Here is a 23,679-nt window from a genome sequence, read left to right on the forward strand (position 1 = left end):
CTCAGCCGTTCGGCGCCGCCCCGGCGTCCGCCACCCGCTCCCGCGCCTCGGCCAGGTCCTCCTCCGTCGGGGCGTCGTCCTGGGTGAGCTTCAGCCGCCAGTAGCCGGTGAAGTCGACCGACCGCCGGTCGATGCCGCGCTCGTCGACCAGGTGCCGGCGCAGGCTCCGTACCGCCCCCGCCTCACCGGCCAGCCACGCGAAGACCGAGCCGGGCGGGAAGACGGCCGAGCGCACCGCGTCGAGCAGGGGCCCGCCCGGTCCGGCGGGGCGCCCGCCCCGGTGCAGCCAGTGCACCTCCACCTCGCCCGCGGTCGTGAAGCGCTGTTCCTCCGCCGCGTCGGCCACCTCGATGTACGCCACCGCGCGGGCGCCCTCGGGCAGCGCCTCGATCAGCGTGCCGATCGCGGGCAGCGCGGACTCGTCACCGGCCAGCAGCGTCCAGTCGGCCCCGCCGAGCGGCACGGGGCGGGCGAAGGCCGCCGAGGGGCCGAACATGCCGAGCGTGTCGCCGGGTTCGGCCGCCCGCGCCCAGCGCGTCGCCGGGCCGGCCTCACCGGACCCGTCTCCGACCCCGACCCCGTCCCCGTCTCCGTGCAGGACGAAGTCGATGTCCAGCGCCCGGCGCCGCGGGTGGTGCGCCCGGATGGTGTAGCTGCGCATCCACGGCCGCTCGTCCTCGGGGATCGCCTGGTACGCCTGGTACCACCGCATCACATCGCCGTCCGCGCCGGGCTCCGGGAGGATGGGCGCCGACTGGCCGGGCCTGGGGAAGTACAACTTGACCTGCTGGTCGGGCGCGTCGCAGACGAAGTCGGCGAGGTCGTCCCCGCCGAAGGTCACGCGCGCCATGCGCGGGGTGATCCGCTGGACCTCGGTGACCTGGATGAACCGGACGGGCAACGACTGCTGCACCGAACCTCCTGAAGGCAGTAGGGCTTGGACCGGGCGGCACACCGGGTGTGCCGCCCGTGCCCATGACGGTCCCAGCCGCTCCCTACAACCGGTCGACAGCTCGCCTACAGATCACCGTAAAACTCGCGCGGCCGTCCCCTGCCGTCCCGCAGTCGCCCCAGCAGGCTCGCCGGATACTCGATGATCCAGTAGCTCACCACCGCGCCCACCGTGGCCACCGCCAGGACGACCGCCACGGCCGGCGGGAAACCCGCCGGGCCCGCGGCCGGCAGCAGACCGCCGTCGTAGAGGGCCAGCATGATCGGCTCGTGCCAGATGAACATGCTGTAGCTGATCAGCCCGAACCAGGTCAGCGCGCGGGCCGTCAGCGCCCGGTGCAGCCGGGTCCGCCGCCGTACGTGGAGGGTGCCGAACAACAGCACCGTCCACAGCAGGGCGGCGAGCGGGTGGTAGAAGGTGAACGCGGCGTTCTCCGGGGCCGAGTACAAAGACAGCAGATACAGGCCCGCCACCGCCCCCACCTGGAGCGCCGGTGCCGTACGCCTGCCCAGCCGCCCCTGCTCCCCGAGGCCGACCATCACCACCGCCAGCGCCATGCCCGCCGCGAACCCGCCGAAGCGGGCCTGCGGGCCGAAGTACACCGGCCAGTCGGTGTGCGGCACCTCGAACCCGTAGCGGGCCACCGCGATCCACACCAGCGGCGCGGCGTACAGCAGCAGACATCCGCCCGCGCACAGCGCGACGCGCGTAGCGCGTCGGCGAAAGGGCCGGCAGGCGCGCACCGCCAGCGGCCCGAGGGCGACGAGCGCGAGGTAGAACAGCACCTCCAGCGACAGCGACCAGGTCGGGCCGATGGTGTAGAAGATCTGCTCCCGGTCGAAGACATGGGTGAAGGTCAGATGGGCGACCAGGTCCCGCCAGTTGCCCGGCAGCTCCGGGTTCCGGCTCGCCCAGACGACCAGTACGGCGAGGAAGTACAGCGGCAGGATCCGGATGGCCCGCCGGAACAGGAACGCCCGGGCGGGCCGGGTCGAGCCCCCGTCGATCGCGGCGCGCGCGTACGACAGCGTCAGCAGGTACGCGGACATCACGAAGAAGAGGTCGATGACCTCCAGGGAGATCAGGGAGCCGAGGTACCGGTTGCCGACCGGCGGATGCGAGCCGCCGCGGTCGTAGGTGTGGTACTGCTGCCAGACGTGGAAGACCACCGTGCTCAGCGCGGCCAGGCCGCGGTAGCCCTCGATCTCGCCGGCCGGGCGGCGGGTGGGCCCCTCCTTGGGCGGGCGGGGTGGCGCCGGGGTCCGCTCCTCGGCGGGGACGGAGTTCACGGTCATCGTGTGCGTGCTCATAGGTCCGCCGCCTCCTTCGCCGCCCGCGGGGTGACCCGCCACTGCCGGTCCCGCACCGCCTCCTTCAGACACGCCTGCCGGGCCACGATGTTCTTGAAGTGGGTGTAGAAGACGGTCGACACCAGGAAATACCGCCAGAACCACCTTCTGCGGCGGCGCAGCTCCGGCACCGCGAGCCGCCAGGCGAAGGCGGCCTGCACCACCCCCGCCGACAGCGTGAACAGCATGGCCAGCAGGCAGACCGGCACCGCCCAGTCGAGCCTTCCGGGGCCGCCCGCCTTCCACACCGCGTACATCAGCACCGGCAGGATCTGCAGCGTCAGCCACGGCTGCACCTCACGCCAGCCCAGCAGCACCAGCAGCCCCAGCTTCTGGCGGAGGGTGAAGGCGGGGGAGCGCAGGGCCCGCCACAGGTGGCGGAGCGAGACCTGAAGCCACCCCTGGGCCCAGCGCGACCGCTGGTTCCACAGCGACCTGAGCGTGGTGGGCGCCAGCTCGCGCGAGATGAGCGTGCGGTCCATGGCGATCCGCGCGCCCTCGCCGAGGGCGCGGATCGAGGAGTCGATGTCCTCGGTCAGCATCGACCCGTGCATCCGGGTGCGGGCGAGCAGATCGGCGCGCCAGAAGCCGTTGGAGCCGCCGAAGACCCCGAAGCCGTACAGCCGGGTCCGGCCGGGGTGGCTGACCGCGTAGATCGCCTCGAATTCCACCGCCACCAGCCCCGCGACCCAGGAGCTGTCGCCGTTGCGGACCACACAGTGGCCCTGGACGACGTCATAGCCGTTCGAGAGCCAGTGCCAGGCGTGCCGGAAGGCGCCGGGGGCCGGGTGGTGGTCGGCGTCGAAGATCCCGACCACCTCGCCGCGCACCCGGCTCACCGCCGCGTTGATGTTCTGGGCCTTGGAGGTGGAGCCCGGCACCGGGAGCAGCACCAGCCGGGGGTCGCGTCGGGCCATCTCGCGCAGGGTGTCCTCGACCGGCAGGGGGTGCGGCGTGTTGTACGCCAGCACGATCTCCAGGTCGTTCGGGTACTCCAGGCGCAGGAACGACTCGACGGTGTCGACGATGGTCGCCGCCTCATTGGGCAGATAGGCGGCGATCACGGCACTGGCCGGGGGATACGGCTGCGCGGGCCGCTCGGGCCGGTCCACCGAGTCGAGCGCGAAAAGACACTCCACCACGATCAGCGCCGCGGACAGCAGCAGACCGGCCACCACCACCCAGTACATCGCCGACCCCAGGTCCCATCCCAGCTCGTACATCCGCTGGTACAGGACGAAGGGCACTCCCACGCCGAGCAGCAGCACCAGGACCGGGGAGAGGGCCGATATCAGCGGGCGCAGGGCCAGGGAGAACGGACGCCGCCGCCGGTGGCGGCGCGGCGCGGCGCGCATCCACGGCGCGTAGCGCACCGGGCGCAGATCCCGGTGGCGCAGCGACTCGGCCACCGCGTCCCGGGCCTGCTCGACGGCCTGGTGGTGGCCGGCGCACTCGGCCAGCGGGGTCCAGCCGATCGCGGGCGTCAGCCGGACGTTCTCGTCGGCGACGATGAACCGGGTGCCGGCCACGGTGCCCGCGAACTTCTGCAGGCTGCGCCGCGCGGCATCCTCGTCCACGCCGGGCAGCAGCATCAGCAGACGGCCGTCGTCGTCCCAGCCGAACCGGTCGCAGACGCCGCCCAGTTTCTCCGCCACGCCGGCCAGCCGCTCGGCGACCTCCCGGCGGACCCGTGGCCCCAGCCGGGACTCCAGGACGCCCATCTCGGCCACTTCCACCACGGCCATGACCCCGGCGCGCCGGCCGGCCACGGGCCGCTGCAGCTCCCGGCCGAGTTCGTCCAGGAAGTGCGGGCGGGAGTAGAGGCCGGTGCGCGGGTCGAGCAGCAGATTCTCCACCGGGACCGGGACCCTGCGCAGCTTGGCCTCGATCCGGGCGGCCAGTTCGACCGGGGCGAAGGCGTCGGTGACGCAGTCGTCGGCGCCCTGCCGCAGCATGTCCGCGACGCCGGTGGGCCCGGGGGCGGCCGTGACCATCAGCAGCGGCAGCGCCCGGCCCGCGGGGACGGCGCGGACCTCGCGGATCACCTCGAGGCCGTCGTGCCCGTCGTGCTCGCCATATTCTGAGGGCTCGCCGTCCAGCGCGACGATGGCGTCCGGGGGCGCCTGCTGGACCCGCAGATCGACGTCCCCGGGCAGGGCGTGGCTGACCTCGTGCCCGGTCGAGCGCAGCGTGTCGGTCAGCCGGTCGAGTCTGGGCCCCGGCGCGCCGACGGCCAGCACATGGCCGGTGGGGCGCGGGGCGGGCGGTGGGGGCTGGGCGGGCAGGGGGCGGTGCGAGGTGAGCACCTGGCCCGGACGCTCAGGCATACGTGGGTCCCATCCTGTTCGGATCGTGGGGGCGGACCGAACACAACTAGTGGCGCCGACCGGTGAGTTGTGGGGGTGCCGGTCGGTCACACCAGTCTCAGTGGATCACTGTGACACCGCACGTACAAGACCGTAAGGCTGTCATGAAGGGGTCGTATCCGGGAGTCCGTACCCGTCCACGAGGGCGCGGGCCGCCCGCGTGGCCCGGTCGGCGACCTCCGCCGCCACCGCTCCGGGGTCGCCGAATATCCCGTCGAGCAGGAGCGCGACATAGCCGCGGGCCACCGCCGAGAGCGCTTCGAGCAGTTCGACGGCGGCCTTGGCCCCCTTGATCCGGGGCACCACCTCGAACGCGCTCGGCAGCAGCAGGTCGATGAACTCCCGCGTGCTGTCGCGCAGTTCGAGGTGGTCCGCGCGCAGGCCGGGGGCGAAGAGCAGATCGAAGCCGCCCCGGTGGACGGCCGCGGCGCGCACATAGCTGCCGGCGACCATCGCCAGGCGCTCATGGGGCGAGGAGGCCGTGGCCATGGCCTGCAGATGGATCGCCCGCAGCCGGCGCGCGACCTCCAGGGCGGCCGCCGCCAACAGCGCGTCGCGGTCGGCGAAGTGCCGGTACGGCGCCCCGGGGCTCACCTGGGTGCGGCGCGCGGCCTCCGCCACGGAGAAGCCGCGCACCCCCACCTCGTCCACGATCTCCAGCGTCGCCCGGACCAGCGCGGCGGCCAAGTCGCCGTGATGGTAGGCGCCGCGTTCTCTGCCCCCGCTGCGTGCCATCCGGCTGACCTTACCGGACGCCCGATCCGCGCTCCCCGGCCAGGTCGCGCATCGCCCGCAGGGCCTCGCGCGAGCGCTCGATACGGATCGGCAGATCGCGCACCCGCACCCCGGTGGCGTGGTGGAAGGCGTTCGCGATCGCGGCCGCCGAGCCCACGATGCCCAGCTCGCCGATGCCCTTGCCACCGACCGGGTTGAGCCGGTCGTCGCGCTCGTCCAGCCAGTGCACCTCCATCCGCGGCACATCGGCGTGGGCGGCGATGTGGTAGCCCGCGAAGTCGTGGTTGGCGAAGTCGCCGAACACCGGGTCCCTCTCGCCCACCTCCAGCAGCGCCATCGAGAGCCCCATCGTCATCGCCCCCAGGAACTGCGAGCGGGCCGTCGTGGGGCTGAGGATCCGCCCGGCCGCGAACACCCCCAGCATCCGGTCGACGCGGATCTCGCCGGTGTCGCCGTCCACCCGCACCTGGGCGAACTGCGCGCCGAACGTGTGGCGCGAGAGGTCGGCCCGCTTCTGGAGGTCCTCGGTGGTGTCGGCCACCACCTCCAGGCCGCCGTCCGGGACGACACCCCCGTAGCCGCGCACCTCCTCCACCAGCGCGCGGCACGCCTTGTGGACGGCCCAGCCCCACGAGGACGTGCCCATCGAACCGCCCGCGAACGCCGCCACGCCCAGCGACGCCCGGCCGATCTCCAGCCGCAGCCGGGTCAGGGGCACCCCGAGCGCGTCCGCCGCCACCTGTGAGAGCGCGGTACGCGCGCCCGTACCGATGTCGACCGCGCCGATCCGCACCACGAAGGACCCGTCCGGCTCGGCGCGCGCCGTGGCCGTCGAGGGAAAGGTGTAGTCGGGGTGGTGCGAGGCCGCCATACCGGTGCCGACCAGCCAGCGCCCCTCCCGGCGGACCCCCGGCGCCGGATCGCGCCGCTCCCAGCCGAACCGCGCGGCGCCCTCGCGCAGACACGCGACCAGGCCGCGGCTGCTGAACGGCTTGCCGGAGCCCGGGTCCAGCTCCGGTTCGTTGCGGACGCGCAGCTCGATCGGGTCCATGCCCAGCTCGACGGCCAGCTCGTCGATGGCCGACTCCAGCGCGAACATGCCCGGGGTGTGGCCGGGCGCGCGGAACCAGGCGGGCGTCATGATGTCCAGCGGCGCCACCTTCACGGTGGTGCGGACATCCGGCGCCGCGTACATCATCCGCGTCGAGGACACCGTCTGGTCGGCGAACTCCAGCATCCTCGACCGCGGCTGCACCGACTCGTGGTCGATCGCGGTCAGCCGGCCGTCCCGCTCGGCCCCGAGCCGGACGCGCTGGATCGTCGGCGCCCGGTGGGGGACCAGCGCGAACATCTGCTGCCGGGTCAGCGCGACCTTCACCGGCCGCCGTACGACCCGGGCGGCCATCGCCGCCAGGACGGCGGGCGAGCGCGGAATGCCCTTGGACCCGAAGCCGCCGCCGACGTGTTCGGCGATCACCTCCACCGCGTCCGGGTCGAGCCCGAACAGCCCGGCCATCAACTGCGCGGCCATGTGCGGGCCCTGGCTGGAGTCGTGCAGGGTCAGCCGGCCATCCTGCCAGGAGGCGATGGTGGCGTGCGGCTCCATCGGGCTCGGATGCTCCACCGGGGTGGTGTACGTGGCGTCGGTGCGCACCGGGGCGGCCGCCAGCGCGCGCTCCACATCGCCGCGCTCCTCGAACCCGGGGCCGCCGTCGGTCACCCGCTCGGGGACGTACGCCGCCTCGTCATCGGCGCGCAGCACCACGTCGTGCGGCTCGGGCGCGTAGCTCAGCCGCACCGCCGCCGCGGCCTCGCGCGCCGACTCCAGGGAGGTGGCCACCACCGCCGCCACGATCTGGCCGTGGTAGGCCACCTCGGGGGACTGCAGCACGAACAGGTCGGCGCTCACCTCGGCGTCCGCGTCCAGCCGCGGGGCGTTGCCGGAGTCCAGGACCGTCAGCACACCCGGCAGGGCGAGGGCCGCGGACGCGTCCACCTCCGTCACCCGGCCGCGGGCGATCGTCGACTGCACCGGCCACACATAGGTGATGTCCGGGGTCGGGAACTCATAGGCGTAACGCGCCTCCCCGGTGACCTTCTGGGGCCCGTCCACACGGGTCAGCGGCGCGCCGATCGTCTGCTCGACGGTGGTCATGCGCGGTCCTTCCTCGCGACCAGGTCGCGGATGGCGGCGACGATCAGATCAACGGACAGATCGACCTTGAACCCGTTGTCCGGCAGCGGACGGGCGGCCGCCAGCTCGGCCCGCGCCGCCTCGCGCAGCGCCTCCTCGTCCGGGACCCGCCCCCGCAACAGGCCCTCCGCCACCCGGGCCCGCCACGGGCGCGGCGCCACACCGCCGAGCGCGATCCGGACGTCCGCCAGCCGGCCCGCCTCGTCCAGGCTCACCGCCGCGCCGACGCTGACCAGCGCGAAGGCGTAACTGCGGCGGTCGCGCACCTTGCGGTAGACCATCGACGCGCCCGGCGGCGGCGCCGGCAGCTCCACGGCGGTGATCAGATCGCCGTGGGCCAGCACGGTCTCCCGCTGCGGCGTGTCCCCGGGCAGCACGTACAGCTCCTCCACCGGGACGGTGCGCGTGGCGCCGTCCGCCGAGCGCAGCCGCACCACCGCGTCCAGCGCGACCAGCGCCACCGCCATGTCGGACGGGTGGCCTGCCACGCAGTGCTCGGAGGTGCCGAGGATCGCGAGCTCGCGGTGCGCGCCCTCGATCGCGGGACAGCCCGAGCCCGGTTCGCGCTTGTTGCAGGGCTTGGTCACATCCTGGAAGTAGCCGCAGCGGGTGCGCTGCAGCAGATTCCCCGCCACCGTGGCGACCGTGCGCAACTGCCCCGACGCGCCCGCCAGCAGCGACTGCGACAGCAGCGGGAAACGCTCCCGGACGCCCGGGTCGCCGGCCAGCTCGCCGTTGCGCACCGCGGCGCCGATCAGCGCCGAGCCGTCGGCGCGGTGCTCGATACGGTCGTGGTCCAGCCGCGAGACGTCCACGACCAGGCCGGGACCGGCGACGCCGAGCTTCATCAGGTCCACCAGGTTGGTGCCGCCGCCCAGATACACGGCGTCGGGCCGCTCGGCCACCAGCGCGGCCGCCTCGGCGGCGTCGCCGGCCCGCACGTACGTGAACTCCCTCATCGCGCGCCCCCGTCCGCGCCCGCCGCCTCCAGGACCGCTTCCACGATGCCGCCGTACGCGCCGCAGCGGCACAGATTGCCGCTCATCCGCTCGCGGACCTCCTCGCGGTCCAGTGCGGCGACGCCCGTGGCGGTGGCGGTGGCGGTGTCGGTGGCGGTGTCTACGGTTACCTGGCTCGGCCAGCCGCGCCGGGCCTCGGCGAGCGCCCCGATGGCCGAGCAGATCTGGCCCGGGGTGCAGTAGCCGCACTGCAGCCCGTCGTGGTCGAGGAAGGCGCGCTGCACCGGGTGCAGTTCCGCGCCGGGCGCGAGATCCGCCACCCCCTCGATCGAGACGATCTCCCGCCCCTCGGCCGCCACCGCGAACATCAGACAGCTGTTCACCCGCTCGCCGTCCATCAGGACGGTGCAGGCGCCGCACTGCCCGTGGTCGCAGCCCTTCTTCGTGCCGGTCAGGCCCAGCCGCTCGCGCAACACATCAAGCAGGGTGGTCCGGTTGTCCACGGTCAGGGCGTGATCGGCGCCGTTGACACGCAAAGTGATGTCGCTACTCGGAGACGAATGTGAGAGGCTCATACATCCAATGTATCAATCTCTTACATGAGTTGAGGGTATTTCAGACATGTCAGAGGCAGAGACGCCGCCGGCGGCCGAGGAGGCGTACCGGTGGTGGCGGGCGGGCGAGCCCTTCGCCCGTGCCACCGTCGTGGACACCTGGCGCTCCTCGCCCCTGCCACCGGGCACGAGCATGCTGGTCGGGCCGGACGGCTCGGCCGTCGGCAGCGTCTCCGGCGGCTGCGTCGAGGGCGCGGTCTACGAACTGGCCCAGGAGGTCACCGCCTCGGGCACCCCGGTGCTCCAGCGCTACGGGGTGAGCGACGACGACGCCTTCGCGGTCGGGCTGACCTGCGGCGGAGTCATCGACATCTACGTGGAGCGGATCGACCCCACCGGGTTTCCCGAGTACGGCGAGGTGGCCCGGGCGATCCGGGCCGGCGCGCCGGTGGCCGAGGTGACCTGCGTGGCCGTCGACGGCCCCGACCCCGCGGGCAGACTGGGCCGCCGCCTGGTGGTCCGGCCCGACGGCACCACCGGGTCGCTCGGCTCCCAGCGGCTGGACGCGGCGGCCGCCGAGGCCGCGCGCGGCATGCTGGCCGGCGGGCGCACCGGCACCCTGCGCCACGGCTACGACGGCCGGCGCCTCGGCCAGGAGCTCACCCTGTTCGTGTCCGCCCACGCCGCGCCGCCCAGGCTGCTGGTCTTCGGCGCCGTCGACTTCGCCGCGGCACTGGCCCGTATCGGCGCCTTCCTCGGCTACCGCGTCACCGTCTGCGACGCCCGGCCCGTCTTCGCCACCCGGCGCCGCTTCCCCGACGCGCACGAGGTCGTGGCCGACTGGCCGCACCGCTATCTGCGGGCCGAGGCGGAGGCGGGCCGGCTGGACGAGCGGACCGTGGTCTGCGTCCTCACCCACGACCCCAAGTTCGACGTGCCCCTGCTCGAGGTCGCGCTGCGCCTCCCGCTCGGCTACATCGGCGCCATGGGCTCCCGCCGCACCCACGAGGACCGGCTGCGCCGCCTGCGCGAGCGCGGCCTCGGCGAGGACCGGCTGGCCCGTCTGGCCTCGCCCATCGGCCTCGACCTGGGCGCCCGTACCCCCGAGGAGACCGCGGTCAGCATCGCCGCCGAGATCGTCGCCGACCGCTGGGGCGGCAGCGGCACCCGCCTGACCTCGCGCACCGGGAAGATCCATCCGGCGGCCGAGGGCTGAGACGGCCGTACGGCGCGGGGCGGGCCGGGGCCACAATGGGTCCGTTTCCGAAGATGGATGTAAGGGGAATCGAGTCAGCCGTGGAGACCGCGAGAAACACCGAGGAGGAGAACGGCCCGGCGCGGGAGGGCCCGCCCCCGGGACCGAGTGGGAAGGGGCCGGGCGGGAAGGGGCCGGGCGGGAACGGGCCGGGCGGGCAGAGATCGGCCGCGAAGGGGTGGCGGCGGTGGGTCATGGATGTGCGGCCCCTGCGGCACCGTCCGTTCCGCCGGCTGTGGGCGTCCACCTCCATCACCACGATCGGCAGCCAGCTCACCGCGGTGGCCGTGCCCAAGCAGGTCTACGACCTCACCGGCTCCTCGGCCTGGGTGGGCTACGCGAGCTTCGCGGGGCTGCTGCCGCTCGTGGTCTTCGCGCTGTGGGGCGGCGCGGTCGCCGACCGGGTGGACCGGCGGACCCTGATGCTGGTCACGGGCGTCGGCATCGCCGTCATCTCGGTGCTGTTCTGGGCGCAGTCCGCCGCCGGGATCCACTCGGTGGCGCTGCTGATGGTGCTGCTCGCCGCCCAGCAGGGCCTGTTCGGCATCAACTTCCCCGCCCGCAGCGCCTCGATAGCCAGACTCGTCCCCGCCGAGGAACTGCCCGCCGCGGGCGCCCTGCAGTCCACCGTCGCGCAGACCGGCATGGTGCTGGGGCCGCTGCTGGCGGGGGCGCTGATCCCGCTCATCGGCCTGTCCACGCTGTATCTGATCGACGCCGTCGCGCTGTGCTTCACCCTGTGGGCCGTATGGCGGCTGCCCGCCCTGCCCCCGCTGGACGCGGGCGGCGCGGCCGGCGACGGCAAGGCGCCCGCCCGGCGGCGGGCCGCCGGTCGGGAGGTGGCGGACGGGTTCCGTTACATCGTGGCGCAGCGGGTGCTGCTGCTGTCCTTCCTCGCGGACATCGTCGCGATGGTCTTCGGCATGCCGCGGGCGCTGTTCCCGCAGCTGGCGTCGAGCACATACGCACCCTGGGGCGAAGGGTTCGCGCTCGGGCTGCTGTTCGCGGCGATCCCCATCGGGGCGGTGGCCGGCGGGCTGCTGTCGGGGACCTTCTCGCGGGCCCGCCGGCACGGGCTGATGGTCAGCGCCGCCGTGGTGGTGTGGGGGCTGGCCATCACCGGGTTCGGGCTGAGCGGCGGACTGTGGTGGGCGGCGGCCTTCCTGGCCGTGGCGGGGGTCGCCGACATGGTCTCCATGGTCTTCCGCGGCGCGATCCTCCAGTCGGCCGCCACCGACGACATGCGCGGCCGGATGCAGGGCGTCTTCACGGTCGTGGTGGCCGGCGGCCCGCGCCTGGCCGACCTGCTGCACGGCACGGCAGGCTCGCTGTTCGGCCCCCGGGCGGCGGTGACCGCGGGCGGCCTGCTGGTCGCCGTCATCATGCTCGCCCTGACCGCCGCGGTCCCCTCCTTCCGGCGCTACACCGGCTGAGGGCGCGCCGGGCCCGGCGCGCCCTTGAGCCGGCAGGCGGTCAGACGCGGTCGGCCGCGATCAGGACGTACTGGAAGGAGCCGTCCTTGTAGGAGTTGATGAACGCTTCCTCAATGCCCGTGACCAGTGAGGACGTGGCCCGCAGCGCCCAGTAGGGCAGGGTCGCGGGGGTGAGGTCGATGACGGCCTGCGGTACGAGCCGGTTGTCGGCCATGGCGCGCAGATACTCCCGGCGGGAGTGGATGTTGCACTCGAAGTGCGCGTTGATCTGGGAGACCCACTTCGAGGGCTGGCCGTAACGCGGGTTCCAGCAGCCGGTGATGGTCACATAGCGACCGCCGACCGCCAGGATGCGGGAGTGCTCGGCGAACAGGTCGTGCAGGTCGACGTACATGCTCGACTCGTTGTTCCACGAGGCCGCGGCCTGCCCGGTCTCGAAGGGCGTGCCCAGCATGTTGCAGACGCGGGCGTGGACGTAGTCCTCGATGCCGAGTTCGCGGGCGCGCCGGTTGGCGAAGTCGGCCTGCTTGGCCGACAGCGTGACGCCCTCGACCTTGCACCCGAAGCGCTGGTGGGCCATGACCATCGAGCCGCCGCGGCCGCACCCGGCGTCCACGAGCGTGTCGTCGCGCTCAACGGGGCCGAGGTGGTCCAGGAGGAGTTCGGCCTGCGCCGACTCCAGGCGGTGGAGCTCGGCGATCAGCCTCTTCTCGTATGCGCTGTCGCCGGCGTCGCCGAGGGCGGCGTGGTCGACCTCGCCGATGCCGTAGTGGTGGTGGTAGAGGCCGTCGACATCGCCGAGACGCAGGTTCACGGGCCTGGCCTCGCCGTCCCAGTAGCGGGCGATGTCCCCCTGGTAGGGCGTCATCGGACCGGGGATGAACACGGAGGAGCCGGTGGAGGTGGCGACGGTGGAGAGATCGGCGCTGGTCACGGATAAGTCCATTCTTCTCACCAGAAGTCGGGCAGGCTGTAGCGGTAGGTGTTGGTCTGGTGCCAGTAGTGGTTGCCGTCGACCCACACGGCCACGCCCCGCACGAAGCGCTGCACGCCGGGGACGGGGCAGGTGGCGGCCAGGGCCGCGGCTTCGGCCTCGAAGTCGTGCATGAGCTCGTTGTGGACCTCGACCGCCTTCAGATAGGCCTCGCGTTCGGAGATGCCCTCACGTTCGGCGATCACCACGGGCAGGTTCAGGTGCCGGCCGGGGGCGGCGAGTTCCTTGGTGTACGAGTACAGGTCGTTCACGATGGTGGTGGCGTTCCCGGCGAGCGCGATGACCCGCTGCATGGCGGGCTGGGCGTGCAGATCCGCGGGCAGTTCGTAGCCGCCGACGGTGTCGGTGATGGTGGGGCAGGGGCGGAAGTTGTTGAACTGGCGCATCGCCAGGTACTCCCACACCTCGGGGACGTGGTCCGTCTGGGCCCAGGCGGCCTCGGCGAGGTACCCCATGTGCAGACGGGCCATGTCGTGCCGGAACCGGTCGGCCTGGGAGGGGCTGGCCGCCTGGAGGAAGTACTCCATGGCGGAGCGGTAGGCGCGGCGGGGCGCGTCCGAGTGGAGCGACCGCGCCCATTGCGGTTGGTACTCGGCTGTCGTGTGCAGGGGGTCGAGGGCGGTGTGCGCCAGCAGAAGGCGTCCGCCGAGGCCGATGGGCGAGCCTCCGTGGTCCTCGCAGTAGCAGTCGTCCACCGCGTTCTCGGCGACCATCAGGCGCGTGGCGAGCATCAGGTGGTCGACGGTGGGAGCGTCCGGATGGCAGGCGACCATGTAGCGCCCCACGGAGAAGCCGTCGAACTGGTCCTCCCAGTCCTCGGGGTACAGATCGACCTCGTCCAGCGCCCAGGCCTTGATCCGGCGGCTGACCTCCTCCACCCGCGCGGGGTCGGGCTCTGCCACCGGGTGGTGGTAGAGGCCCGGGACGGGGTTGCCTTCCGCCGGGGCTGCCGGCAGCTCCGGCGGCGCCGGCGCCTCCTCGCGCCGGGCCAGGTGCAGACTGGCCGTGCCCAGGCCGCTGGGGCCGCGCAGGATCCGCTCCAGGACGGTGCTCGGTGCCTCGAAGCGGGAGGCAGCCGCAGGCAGGCTCGACTGCGGGGGGGAAGGCTCGGGGGCGGGCATCCAAGGCTCCTTCTGGCTAGTCGTGCCTGCTGGCGATCTGCACGTTCTCCAACACGCCGAGCGCGTCCGGCACAAGGATGGCGGCGGAGTAGTAGGTGGTGACGAGATAGGAGATGATCGATTTTTCGTCGATGCCCATGAAACGCACCGACAGGCCCGGTTCGTACTCCTCCGGCAGGCCTGTCTGGCGCAGACCGATGACGCCCTGGTTGTCCTCGCCGGTGCGCATGACGAGGATCGAGCTGGTGTTCTCCTTGGTGATGGGGATCTTGTTGCAGGGCAGGATGGGGACGCCGCGCCAGGCCGGGACCTGCTGCCCGCCGAGGTCGACGTGGTTCGGGTAGAGCCCGCGGGAGTTGAACTCACGTCCGATCGCCGCGATCGTCCTGGGGTGGGCGAGGAAGAACTTGGAGCCGCGGCGGCGGCAGAGCAGTTCGTCGAGGTCGTCCGGGGTGGGCGGGCCTGAGTGGGTCTGGATGCGCTGCTTGAAATCGGCGTTGTGGAGCAGACCGAACTCCCGGTTGTTGATCAGCTCGTGCTCCTGGCGCTCGCGCAGCGCCTCGATGACGAGCCTGAGCTGTTCCTCGGTCTGGTTCATCGGCCCGTTGTAGAGGTCGGCGACCCTTGTGTGGACCCGCAGGATGGTCTGCGCCGCGGAGAGCTCGTACTCGCGCGGATTCAGTTCGTAGTCGACGAACGTCCCGGGCAGCTCGGGCTCGCCGGTGTGGCCGGCCGACATCGCGATCTCGGCCTCGCCATGACGGGTCTGCCGCTGCTGGAGGCGTGAGCTGAACCGCTCGATGTGGGCCTGGAGGCTCGGCGCCGTCGACAGTACGGCGGCGAAGTCGGCGCGGGACAGGGTGAGCAGGGTGCCGGCGGTCTCGGCGGTGGCGGTGTGGTCCCACCGGGCGTCCCCGTCCAGCAGGGCGCTCTCACCGAACCGGTCGCCGTCGGCAAGGACGGCGACGGTGAGCTCGTCGCCGTACTTGCCGACGGAGGTCTGGCTGACGCGGCCGTGGGCGATCAGGTGGATCTGCTGGGCGGGCGCACCGCGCTCGACCAGCACTTCGCCGGCCCGAAAGTCGCGCTGGACGCACTGGTCGGCGAGCGCGGTCAGCACCTCCACGTCCTCGAAGCCGCGCAGCAGGGCCAGTTCGCCGAGCTCGCGGGGGATCACCCGGACCTCGGAACCGTCCTGGACGAACTCCACGCGTCCGTCGCCGACCGTATAGCTCAGCCGGCGGTTCACCCGGTAGGTGCCGCCCTTGGCCTCCACCCAGGGGAGCGTCCGCAGCAGCCAGCGAGAGGTGATGCCCTGCATCTGCGGGGCGGACTTGGTGGTGGTGGCGAGGTTACGGGCAGCCGCCGTACTCAGGCTGGACTGCCGAGGCGGCTCCGGCTGTGCTTCCGGGCTGGTGTCAACAGTCATCGGGCGAACTCTCCTTCGTACGGGCGGTGGCCGCGTGCGTGCGCGCCACCGGGAAAGAGGAAAGGAGGGGGATGCATCCGGGAATCCGTCCAGATCCCGGGGAACAGTAACGGCCGATACGCCCGGCGGGCCCGGGGAAGCCGTTGCCATTAACTCGATCCGATGATCTGACCCGTCATAATGTTTGCCTGGGTCACCGACGATATTCGGACACGGTCGGCCGGTCTGCCCAATGCGGCCCCGGGGGTACCGTGATGATCAACGGACGGCCGTGGTCATGACACCCCACGCGAGCCCGGCCGGAACCGCCGAGCGGCACAGGAGACGCCCAGCATGCCCACCCTGCCCCAGCAGCCGTCCGCGGAACCGCCCGGCCGGCACATGGTCGTCTGCGGCGACGACGCGCTCGCCCACCGCCTCGCCGCCGAGCTCAAGGACGTCTACGGGGAACAGGTGACCGTCGTCATCCCCGCCACCCCCTCCGCCTGGGAGCCACGGCCGGTGCGGAGCGCGGTGCCGGGGGCCGGGCGCGGGCGGGCACGGGCGGCGGCGCTCTTCGGGCGGGTGACGGCGGCCGTGGGCCGCCCGTCGCTGTCCCCGCCGGAGCCCGCCGCCGCGCGTTCGGGCGCGGGCATACGCGTCCTGGAGGCGGCCGAGCCGGACGACGAGGTGCTGACCGAGGCCGGGGTGGACCGGGCCGCCGCCCTCGCGCTGGTCTACGACGACGACGAGATCAACATCCATGCGGCGCTGCGCGCCCGCCGCCTCAACCCCCGGCTGCGGCTGGTGATCCGCCTCTACAACCGCAAGCTCGGCGAGCATCTGCGGGAACTGCTCGACCAGGCCGCGGCGGTCGCCGACCCCGGCCTCGACGCGGCGGACCTGGACGCCTCGACCACCGTCCTGTCGGACGCGGACACCGCCGCGCCCGCGCTCGCCGCCACCGCCGTCGCGGGCACCAGCAAGGTGATCCAGGCCGACGGCCTGCTGCTGCGGGCCGCCATCCACACCCCGCCCGGCCGCGACGAGATCGCCGACCCCGGGCTGTGCACCCTCGCCCTGCTCTCCTCGACCACCAACGACCCGGCGGGCCAGGAGGGTTCGGACAGCAGCGGGGCCGAAGGGCCGCGCATGCTGCCCGACGACCAGGACGTGGCCGCCGCGACCGGGCGCCGTACGGTGGTGCTGGAGGCCGTCTCGCACACCGGCCCCGCGCTGCCCCCGCGCCGGCTCGGCGGCCGGGGCGTGCCGCTCGGCTCGCTGTTCTCCCGCCGGCTGCGGCGGACCATCGCCGGGTTCGCCGCGGCGCTGGTGGCCCTCGCCGTCGCGTCCTGGCAGATCACCGGGGAACACCCGCTGCGCGCCGCCTATCTGACGCTGCTCGACATCCTCGGCACCGGCGACCCCGCGCTCGGCGAGCCGCTCGCCCGGCAGATCCTGCAACTGCTGTCCGGGCTGGTCGGCCTGATGCTGCTGCCCGTCCTGGTGGCAGCCGCGCTGGAGGGGCTCGGCACCTTCCGGACCGCGTCCGCGCTGCGCCGGCCGCCCCGGGGGCTGTCCGGCCATGTCGTATTGCTCGGTCTCGGCAAGGTCGGCACCCGGGTGCTGGCCCGGCTGCGGGAGCTGGACATCCCGGTGGTGTGCGTGGAGGAGGACCCCCAGGCGCGCGGCATCGCGCTGGCCCGTCGGCTGAGGGTGCCCACCGTCCTCGGGGACGTCACGGAGGAGGGCGTGCTGGAGGCCGCCAAGATCGAACGGGCCCACGCGCTGCTCGCGGTCACCAGCTCCGACACCACCAACCTGGAGGCCGCGCTGTACGCCCGCTCGCTCGAGCCCGGCCTGCGGGTGGCCATGCGGCTGTACGACGACCGCTTCGCCAGAGCCGTCTACCGCACCCTGAGAGCCGCGCACCCGCACGCCCTGACCCGCAGCCGCAGCGTGTCCACCCTGGCGGCCCCGGCCTTCGCGGGCGCCATGATGGGACGCCAGATCATCGGCGCGGTGCCGGTCGAGCGGCGAGTGCTGCTCTTCGCCGCGCTGCCGGTCGCGGGCCATCCGCAGCTGGCGGGCCGCACGGTCGCCGACGCGTTCCGGCCGGGCGCCTGGCGGGTGGTCGCGCTGGACACCGCGGACGCCGACGGCGGCTTCCGCGATCTGGCCGTGGCGCCCCCGGACGACGGCAGCGGGCGGCAGCGCGGCCTGGTGTGGGACCTGCCGCCGGACTACGTCCTGCGGCCCCAGGACCGCGTGGTGCTGGCCGCCACCCGCCAGGGCCTGGGCGAACTCCTCGGGCGCGGGCCGGTGCCCGCCCGTACGGACGCCCGTACGGACGCCCGTACGGACCCCGCCGCGCGGCCCGCCACCCCTGGCCCGGCCTGAGACAGGGCCTTTCGCGTCAGGACGGGCCCGCCCAGTCCAGCGTGGGCGCCAAAGCACCCTCCAGGGTCAGCAGCCACCGCTTGACCGCGAGCCCCGCCTCCCCGCCGCCGAAGCCGCCGATGCCGTCGGCGGCCACCACGCGGTGGCACGGCACCAGCAGCGAGATCGGATTGGAGCCCATGATCGACCCCACCGTGCGCGCCGCGAGCGCCCGCTGCTCCGGGTCCGCCGCCTCGAACGCCCCGCTACGCTCGGCGAGTTCGCCGTAGGTGATGGTGCGTCCGAACCCGACGGTCCGCTGGAGCGTACGCAGCACGGTTTCCTGGGCCCCGGACATCAGCCGCCAGTCCAGTGGCAGCTCCAACTCCCGCCGCCGCCCGGCGAAGTACTCGGCGAAGCGGTTGATTACCGCCGCCGCCCTGCGGTCGCCGGAGGCCTCGGATATCAGCGGCCCCGCCGGCAACCCGGCCGCGCCCTGCGGGGTGTAGGCCGCCGCCGCCACGCCCCGGTCGGTCACGCCCACCCGCATCCGCCCGGTGGGAAGCGGCGTCTGCACGGTCACCCACATCACGCTCACCCGGCGACCCTACTGGGCCCCACAGACAACCGGCCCGGGCCGGGTGCCGTACGGGGCCGGCAGCCGTCAGGCGCCCCGCAGCTGGCCGTGGTCGCCGGTTCCGTTGACGGAGGACGGCGGGCGGGTGGGGCGCTCCAGGATGCCCCGGGCGTCGCTCGGGATCGCCTCGGGGGCCGGGCCGGGCGGTGCGCCCGTGGTCTCCGCTGCGCCCTGGTAGGGCTGGACTGAGCCGTTGATCTTCTCGATCGCCTGCCGGGCCTGTTCACCGGGGGAGCGGGCGGTCAGCGGCGCGGCCGGGGCCGGGGCCGGGGCGGGGGCGGCCAGCGGCTGGCCGCGGTCCTGGTGGGCGGGCTTGGCGTGGGCGGCGGGGGCCGGCCGGCCGCGCAGCCGGTGGCTGACGGCCTCGTCGAGGCTCACCGGGCGCTGCAGCTGGGCGGCCAGCCGGCCGGCCTCCTGGCCGAGCCTGGCGATGTCCTCCCAGGACAGATGGAGCACGAGGCGGAGTTCCGCTTCTCCGCCCGGGAGAGCTTGTACGGGAGGGGTAGCCGGCTCGTTCACGATCGGATCTCCAAGCGTCGGGCGGCTGCTGGGCCGCTGTCGGGTCGGCGTCGCGCGCCGTGCACCGGCGCACAAGGGGTGGTACGTGCTCCGGCTCCCTCCCGTTCAACGTCTCGTTCACCACCTCGTCGTTTTTCCTCCGGCCGTCGGCAGCGCCCCGGGGGCCGCTCGGTACTGATCGAATGATCGCTACTATGGCCGGGTTCTGGAAAAGCCGATCACGCCGGGCGCAACCGGTCTCCCGTGACCGGCGCGGACGGCGGAGACAGGCGGTGGGGCATGCGGGAGCCGGCACGGGGCAGGCAGGCGCGGATCGTGGGACTCGTGGAGGCCCGCGGGCTGGCGCGGATCACCGATCTCGCCGATGAGCTGGGGGTCTCCGTCGTCACGGTGCGCCGGGACATCGAGGAGCTGGCGCGCCGCGGGGAGCTGCGCCGCGGCCACGGGGTGGCGCGCTCGCTGCGGCCGCTGCCCGAGCCCGGCGGGGGCACCGGCGACGCGGTCGGCATGGTCGTCCCCGAGCGCAACACCTATCTGACGGAGGCCGTGCAGGGGGCCCGGGAGGCCGCCGAACAGGCGGGTCTGCGGCTGGCGCTGCACATCGCCGCCGACGAGCCGGGCGCGGGCCACCGCGCGGTCCGCCAGGCGCTGGACGCCGGGGTGCGCGGTCTGCTGCTCGCCCCGCGCTGGCGCACGGCGGCGGAGGCGGTGGCGGACCACGCCTGGCTGTCGGCCCTGGATGTGCCGGTGGTGCTGGTGGAGCGCCGCCCCGAGCGGGGCAGCGCCATCTACGGCCTGGACTCGGTCCGCGCCGACCACGGCCACGGCGTTCACCTGGCCCTGGACCATCTGCTCTCCCTGGGCCACCGGCGGATCGTGCTGGCGGCGCGCGACGACAGCCCCACCGCACGGGTGATCCGCGCCGAGTTCGCCGCGCAGACCGCGGCCCGCGAGATGGCCGAGGGGTGCGTGACGATCCTCAGCTCGCGCACCGCGGGCCCCGATCCGAGCGTCACCGACGCGGGCGCCGCCGATCTGGCACAGGCCCTGCGCGAGACCGGGGCGACGGCGACGCTGATCCACAGCGACATGGACGCGCTGGTGCTGCTGCAGCGGCTCCAGGAGGCCGGCATCGAGGTGCCGCGGGACTGCTCGGTGGTGGCGTACAACGACGTGGTCGCCGACATGGGGCATATCCCGCTGACCGCCGTGGCCCCGCCGAAGGCGGAGATCGGGCGCGCCGCGCTGGATGTGCTGCGCCGTCAGCTCGACGCGGCGCGCGAGGGCACGCGGCCCGGCGCCACCCGCCATCTGGAGCTGCTGCCGGCGCTCGTGGTCCGGGAGTCCACGGCGCCCGCGACGCACCGACCGTTCTGATCGTTTGACCGCTTTCGTTTCTTCTGTTCGATGTATTGACGTCTTTTCGGCCAAGCGATCAGGATTCCCCTGACTCCACCGTTCAATCAGGGGAGGGTCCATGCCTGGCCATAGACGCCCAGGACGCCCGGCAACCCGACGCCGGGCCACGGCCGGAACAACGGCACTGCTCACCCTGCTCGCCCTCATTCTGGCGAGCAGCGCGGGCTGCTCAGGTTTGTCTGCAAGCCGCGGGTCCGACACCGTCGGCGACGGCCCCGTGCGCCTCACCTTCTGGTCGGCGCTGCGCGGCAGTCAGGAGGTCGTCGACGAGTTCAACCGCACCCACACCAAGATCAAGGTCGATTTCCAGCAGGTCCCCTCGGGAGAGCAGGGCGGCTGGGCCAAGCTCAGCAACGCCGCGCGCGCCGGCAACTCCCCCGATGTGGCCACCATCGAATACCCCCAGCTGCCCAGTTTCACCATCGACGGCGTGCCCCGGGACATCACCAAGCTGCTGCCCGACTCGGTGCGCCGCAAGATCCTGCCGCAGGCGCTGGACCTCACCACCTTCGACGGGCGCACCTACGCCGTACCGGTGGACATCGAGCCGATGGTCTTCCTGTACCGCAAGGACATCTTCACCACGAACCACATCCCGGTGCCCAGGACCTGGGCGGAGTTCGAGAGTTCGGCCCGCAAGCTCAAGAAGGCCCAGCCGCGCTCCCGTATCGCCAGCCTCTTCACCACCGGCGGCACGCTCTACATGGCCGCGTACGCCTGGCAGGCCGGGGCCCAGTGGTACGACACCGCCGACGACACCTGGCGCATCACCATGGACGACGCCCCCACCCGCAAGGTCGCCGCGTACTGGCAGCGGCTGATGGACGAGGACCTGGTCCGCGTGGAGCCCGGGTCCAGCCAGCAGTGGCGGGCGCATCTGCGCAGCGGGGAGACGGTCGGCTATCTGGCGGGCGCCTGGGCCGCGGGGTCCATGATGGCGTCCACCCCCGACGGCAAGGGCAAATGGGCCATCGCGCCGGTGCCGCAGTGGGACCCGGCCAAGCCGAAGGTGTCCACCCAGGGCGGCTCGACCTTCATGGTCACCAAGGACAGTCACCACCCCAAGGAGGCCATGGAGTTCATCTCCTGGATGGTCACCAGCCCCGACGCGCTGCGCGCCAAGCTCGCCAGCGGTGTCAGCAGCGCCTTCCCGGCCGTGCCCGAGCTGGTCCCGGTCGCCCGCAAGGAGATGAACACCAGCTACTACTCCGGCCAGGACATCTTCGGCCTCTTCCAGCAGCAGGCCGAGCTGATCTCGCCGACCTGGAAGTGGGGGCCGCGGATGGTCTCGACCACCACCTCCGGCGACGACGGGCTCGCGAAGGCCGGTGTCGGCAGCGGCGACATCCTGAAGGCCCTGCGCGAGGCCCAGAACAAGACGATGCCCGACCTGAAGAGCCTCGGCTTGTCGGTCACCACCGGCTGAGCCCCTCCCTCCCGCTCAGCCCCGGCGCGCTCAAGCCCCGCCACCCCTCCGTCTCACCCCTGAGCCGCACCTCACACCGCCTAAGCCGAGGTAACCCGTGAGCACAGTCATGTCCTCGAAACGGACGGCACCGCCCTCGGCGGCCGCCGCCGACCCGCCCCGCAGAACCGGACGGCGCCAGCAGCGGATCGCCGCCACCGTTCTGCTGACCCCCTTCACGGCACTGCTCATCGCCGTGTTCCTGATCCCCGTCGGCTACGCCATCTACCTCAGCCTCTTCTCCGAGGACCACGAAGGCCTCGGCTTCGGCGGTGGGCGCACCGTCTTCACCGGGCTGCGCAGCTATCTGTCGGTGCTCCAGGACCCGAGCTTCCTCTCCGGGTTCGGCACCATCGCCCTCTACTGCGTGATCTTCGTACCCCTCGTGGTGATCAGCGCGCTCGCGCTCGCCCTGCTGCTCGACTCGGGCCTCATCCGGCTGCGGCGGACCGCGCAGATGCTGGTCTATCTGCCGCACGCCGTCCCCGGCATCATCGCGGCCGTCATCTGGCTGTACCTCTACACCCCGGGGCTCAGCCCGGTCATCAAACTCTTCGCCCAGGCCGACATCACCATCGACTTCCTCGGCCTGCACACCGTGCTGCCGTCGATCGTCAACATCGCCCTGTGGAGCGGGCTCGGCTACAACATGATCATCTTCTATGCCGCGCTCCAGGCGCTGCCCCGTGAGGTGATCGAGGCGGCGACCATCGACGGCGCCGGGGGCATCCGCACCGCGCTCCAGGTCAAGGTGCCCATCGTGCGCGGCTCCGTCGTCCTGGTGTGCATGTTCTCCCTGATCGGCGCGCTCCAGCTGTTCACCGAACCCATGCTGATGAACCAGGCCACCCCGATGGTCAACTCCCGCTTCACCCCCACCATGTACATCTACGACGCGGCCTTCCGCCGCAACAACTACGGACTCGCCTCCGCGGCCTCCGTGATCCTCCTGATCGTCACCTGTGTGCTGTCGTACGCCGTGACGCGCTGGTCGGGCCGCCGGGAACGGAGAGTGGGATGACCACGACCACACCCACCACCACCGCCGTGAACGCCTCCGCCGGATCGCCGGCCAGACCGCTCGGCAAGCCGTTCGGGCGCTCCAAACTGACCAGCCGGGGCATCGCCAACGCGGTGGTCCTGATCGCCGCCCTCTACACCATGCTGCCCGCGCTGTGGCTGCTGATGGCGTCCACCAAGAACGCCGACGCCCTCTTCGGCAGCGACATCTTCTCCCTCGGCGACTTCTCCTTCGCGCGCAACCTCTCCGACCTGTTCTCCATGGACGGCGGACTCTACGGCGAGTGGTACGTCAACAGCCTGCTGTACGCGGTCGTCGGCGCCCTGGCCGGCTCGCTCATCAGCGTCGCCGCGGGCTACGCCTTCGACAAGTACGAGTTCCGGCACAAGGAGAAGCTGTTCGGCCTCGTCCTCACCGGGGTCATGGTGCCGCCGACCGTGCTCGCCCTCCCGCTCTATCTGGTGGCCTCCAACGTGGGCATGGTCAACACCTTCTGGGCGGTGTTCGTCCCGGTCCTCTTCAACCCCTTCGGCGTCTACCTCGCCCGCCTGCTCAGCAGCGGCTATGTACCGAACGAGGTCCTGGAGGCGTCCCGGATGGACGGCGCGGGCGAGCTGCAGACCTATGTCCGGGTCAGCCTGAGGATGCTCGGCCCCGGCTTCGTCACCGTCTTCCTCTTCCAGCTCACCGCCATCTGGAACAATTTCTTCCTCCCCATGGTGATGCTCTCCGACCAGCACCTGTATCCGCTCAGCCTCGGCCTCTACACCTGGAACAGCGCCGCCACCGTCTCGCCCGAGTACTACCCCCTGGTCGTCATCGGCTCGCTGCTCGCCGTCGTCCCGCTCATCGCGGCCTTCGTACTGCTCCAGCGCTACTGGAAGTCCGGCCTCACCGCAGGGAGCGTCAAGTGATCCCA

19 protein-coding genes are annotated in these 23,679 nt (G+C 72.7%); 7 read left to right on the forward strand and 12 right to left on the reverse strand.

Going from position 1 to position 23,679, the window contains the following annotated elements; all coding sequences use genetic code 11:
* Position 1: 1 nt before the first annotated feature.
* The 7 genes from ACFZDL_RS07040 to ACFZDL_RS07070 all read right to left on the reverse strand — a co-directional run bounded on the left by ACFZDL_RS07040 (position 2) and on the right by ACFZDL_RS07070 (position 9,130).
* Positions 2–913, reverse strand: coding sequence for a siderophore-interacting protein (locus ACFZDL_RS07040; RefSeq protein WP_353593268.1), 912 nt, complete (start codon positions 911–913; stop codon positions 2–4).
* 104 nt (positions 914–1,017) lie between these two features.
* Positions 1,018–2,262 (reverse strand): acyltransferase, encoded by a 1,245-nt coding sequence (locus tag ACFZDL_RS07045; RefSeq protein ID WP_353593269.1) that lies wholly within the window; start codon positions 2,260–2,262, stop codon positions 1,018–1,020.
* Positions 2,259–4,628: a glycosyltransferase gene (locus tag ACFZDL_RS07050; protein ID WP_353593270.1), complete on the reverse strand. Its 2,370-nt coding sequence runs from the start codon at positions 4,626–4,628 to the stop codon at positions 2,259–2,261. Before ACFZDL_RS07050 ends, ACFZDL_RS07045 begins: the two co-directional genes overlap by 4 nt.
* 141 nt (positions 4,629–4,769) lie before the next feature.
* Entirely contained in the window at positions 4,770–5,402 is a 633-nt protein-coding gene (locus tag ACFZDL_RS07055; protein ID WP_353593271.1) for a TetR family transcriptional regulator, read from the reverse strand.
* 10 nt (positions 5,403–5,412) lie between these two features.
* A complete protein-coding gene (locus ACFZDL_RS07060) occupies positions 5,413–7,557 on the reverse strand; it encodes a xanthine dehydrogenase family protein molybdopterin-binding subunit (RefSeq protein ID WP_353593272.1) in 2,145 nt (714 codons plus the stop codon).
* A complete protein-coding gene (locus tag ACFZDL_RS07065) occupies positions 7,554–8,555 on the reverse strand; it encodes a xanthine dehydrogenase family protein subunit M (RefSeq protein ID WP_353593273.1) in 1,002 nt (333 codons plus the stop codon). The genes ACFZDL_RS07060 and ACFZDL_RS07065 overlap by 4 nt, the downstream gene beginning before the upstream one ends.
* Positions 8,552–9,130, reverse strand: coding sequence for a (2Fe-2S)-binding protein (locus ACFZDL_RS07070; RefSeq protein ID WP_353593274.1), 579 nt, complete (start codon positions 9,128–9,130; stop codon positions 8,552–8,554). Before ACFZDL_RS07070 ends, ACFZDL_RS07065 begins: the two co-directional genes overlap by 4 nt.
* Positions 9,131–9,176: 46 nt before the next feature.
* Here ACFZDL_RS07070 and ACFZDL_RS07075 point away from each other — a divergent pair, with 46 nt between their 5' ends.
* A complete protein-coding gene (locus ACFZDL_RS07075) occupies positions 9,177–10,325 on the forward strand; it encodes an XdhC/CoxI family protein (RefSeq protein WP_353593275.1) in 1,149 nt (382 codons plus the stop codon).
* Between the two features lie 53 nt (positions 10,326–10,378).
* Positions 10,379–11,797: an MFS transporter gene (locus ACFZDL_RS07080; RefSeq protein ID WP_391190585.1), complete on the forward strand. Its 1,419-nt coding sequence runs from the start codon at positions 10,379–10,381 to the stop codon at positions 11,795–11,797.
* 40 nt (positions 11,798–11,837) lie between these two features.
* On the opposite strand, the gene ACFZDL_RS07085 is transcribed toward ACFZDL_RS07080, so the two are convergent.
* Genes ACFZDL_RS07085 through ACFZDL_RS07095 form a run of 3 tightly spaced genes read right to left on the reverse strand, consistent with a single transcriptional unit; the run spans position 11,838 to position 15,341 of the window.
* Positions 11,838–12,743, reverse strand: a complete 906-nt coding sequence (locus tag ACFZDL_RS07085; RefSeq protein WP_353593277.1) for a geranyl diphosphate 2-C-methyltransferase — start codon at positions 12,741–12,743, stop codon at positions 11,838–11,840.
* A gap of 5 nt (positions 12,744–12,748) precedes the next feature.
* On the reverse strand, positions 12,749–13,912 hold the full coding sequence (locus tag ACFZDL_RS07090; protein WP_391190587.1) for a family 2 encapsulin nanocompartment cargo protein terpene cyclase: 1,164 nt from the start codon (positions 13,910–13,912) through the stop codon (positions 12,749–12,751).
* Positions 13,913–13,928: 16 nt separating this feature from the next.
* Positions 13,929–15,341 carry a family 2B encapsulin nanocompartment shell protein gene (locus ACFZDL_RS07095; RefSeq protein WP_353593278.1) on the reverse strand — a complete coding sequence of 471 codons (1,413 nt, stop codon included), beginning with the start codon at positions 15,339–15,341 and terminating at the stop codon, positions 13,929–13,931.
* A 333-nt stretch (positions 15,342–15,674) separates the two neighbouring features.
* On the opposite strand from ACFZDL_RS07095, the gene ACFZDL_RS07100 reads away from it, so the two are divergent.
* Positions 15,675–17,720, forward strand: coding sequence for an NAD-binding protein (locus tag ACFZDL_RS07100; protein ID WP_353593279.1), 2,046 nt, complete (start codon positions 15,675–15,677; stop codon positions 17,718–17,720).
* Between the two features lie 16 nt (positions 17,721–17,736).
* Here the strand turns inward: ACFZDL_RS07100 and ACFZDL_RS07105 are convergent, their stop codons facing one another.
* Complete coding sequence (locus tag ACFZDL_RS07105; RefSeq protein WP_353593305.1) at positions 17,737–18,288, reverse strand: methylated-DNA--[protein]-cysteine S-methyltransferase; 552 nt, start codon at positions 18,286–18,288, stop codon at positions 17,737–17,739.
* A 75-nt stretch (positions 18,289–18,363) separates the two neighbouring features.
* A complete protein-coding gene (locus tag ACFZDL_RS07110) occupies positions 18,364–18,855 on the reverse strand; it encodes a hypothetical protein (protein WP_353593280.1) in 492 nt (163 codons plus the stop codon).
* Positions 18,856–19,134: 279 nt separating this feature from the next.
* Here ACFZDL_RS07110 and ACFZDL_RS07115 point away from each other — a divergent pair, with 279 nt between their 5' ends.
* The 4 genes from ACFZDL_RS07115 (at position 19,135) to ACFZDL_RS07130 (ending at position 23,674) form a co-directional block, all read left to right on the forward strand.
* The gene (locus ACFZDL_RS07115; RefSeq protein WP_353593281.1) at positions 19,135–20,232 is read left to right on the forward strand and encodes a substrate-binding domain-containing protein; all 1,098 of its coding nucleotides are present in this window, start codon (positions 19,135–19,137) and stop codon (positions 20,230–20,232) included.
* Positions 20,233–20,332: 100 nt separating this feature from the next.
* Positions 20,333–21,700: an extracellular solute-binding protein gene (locus ACFZDL_RS07120; RefSeq protein WP_391190590.1), complete on the forward strand. Its 1,368-nt coding sequence runs from the start codon at positions 20,333–20,335 to the stop codon at positions 21,698–21,700.
* A 109-nt stretch (positions 21,701–21,809) separates the two neighbouring features.
* Positions 21,810–22,760 (forward strand): sugar ABC transporter permease, encoded by a 951-nt coding sequence (locus ACFZDL_RS07125; RefSeq protein ID WP_353593283.1) that lies wholly within the window; start codon positions 21,810–21,812, stop codon positions 22,758–22,760.
* Positions 22,757–23,674, forward strand: coding sequence for a carbohydrate ABC transporter permease (locus ACFZDL_RS07130; protein WP_353593284.1), 918 nt, complete (start codon positions 22,757–22,759; stop codon positions 23,672–23,674). The genes ACFZDL_RS07125 and ACFZDL_RS07130 overlap by 4 nt, the downstream gene beginning before the upstream one ends.
* Positions 23,675–23,679: the final 5 nt, after the last annotated feature.

The sequence above is a fragment of the Streptomyces sp. NPDC007917 genome (assembly GCF_042959105.1).
In the GTDB taxonomy this organism is placed as follows: domain Bacteria; phylum Actinomycetota; class Actinomycetes; order Streptomycetales; family Streptomycetaceae; genus Streptomyces.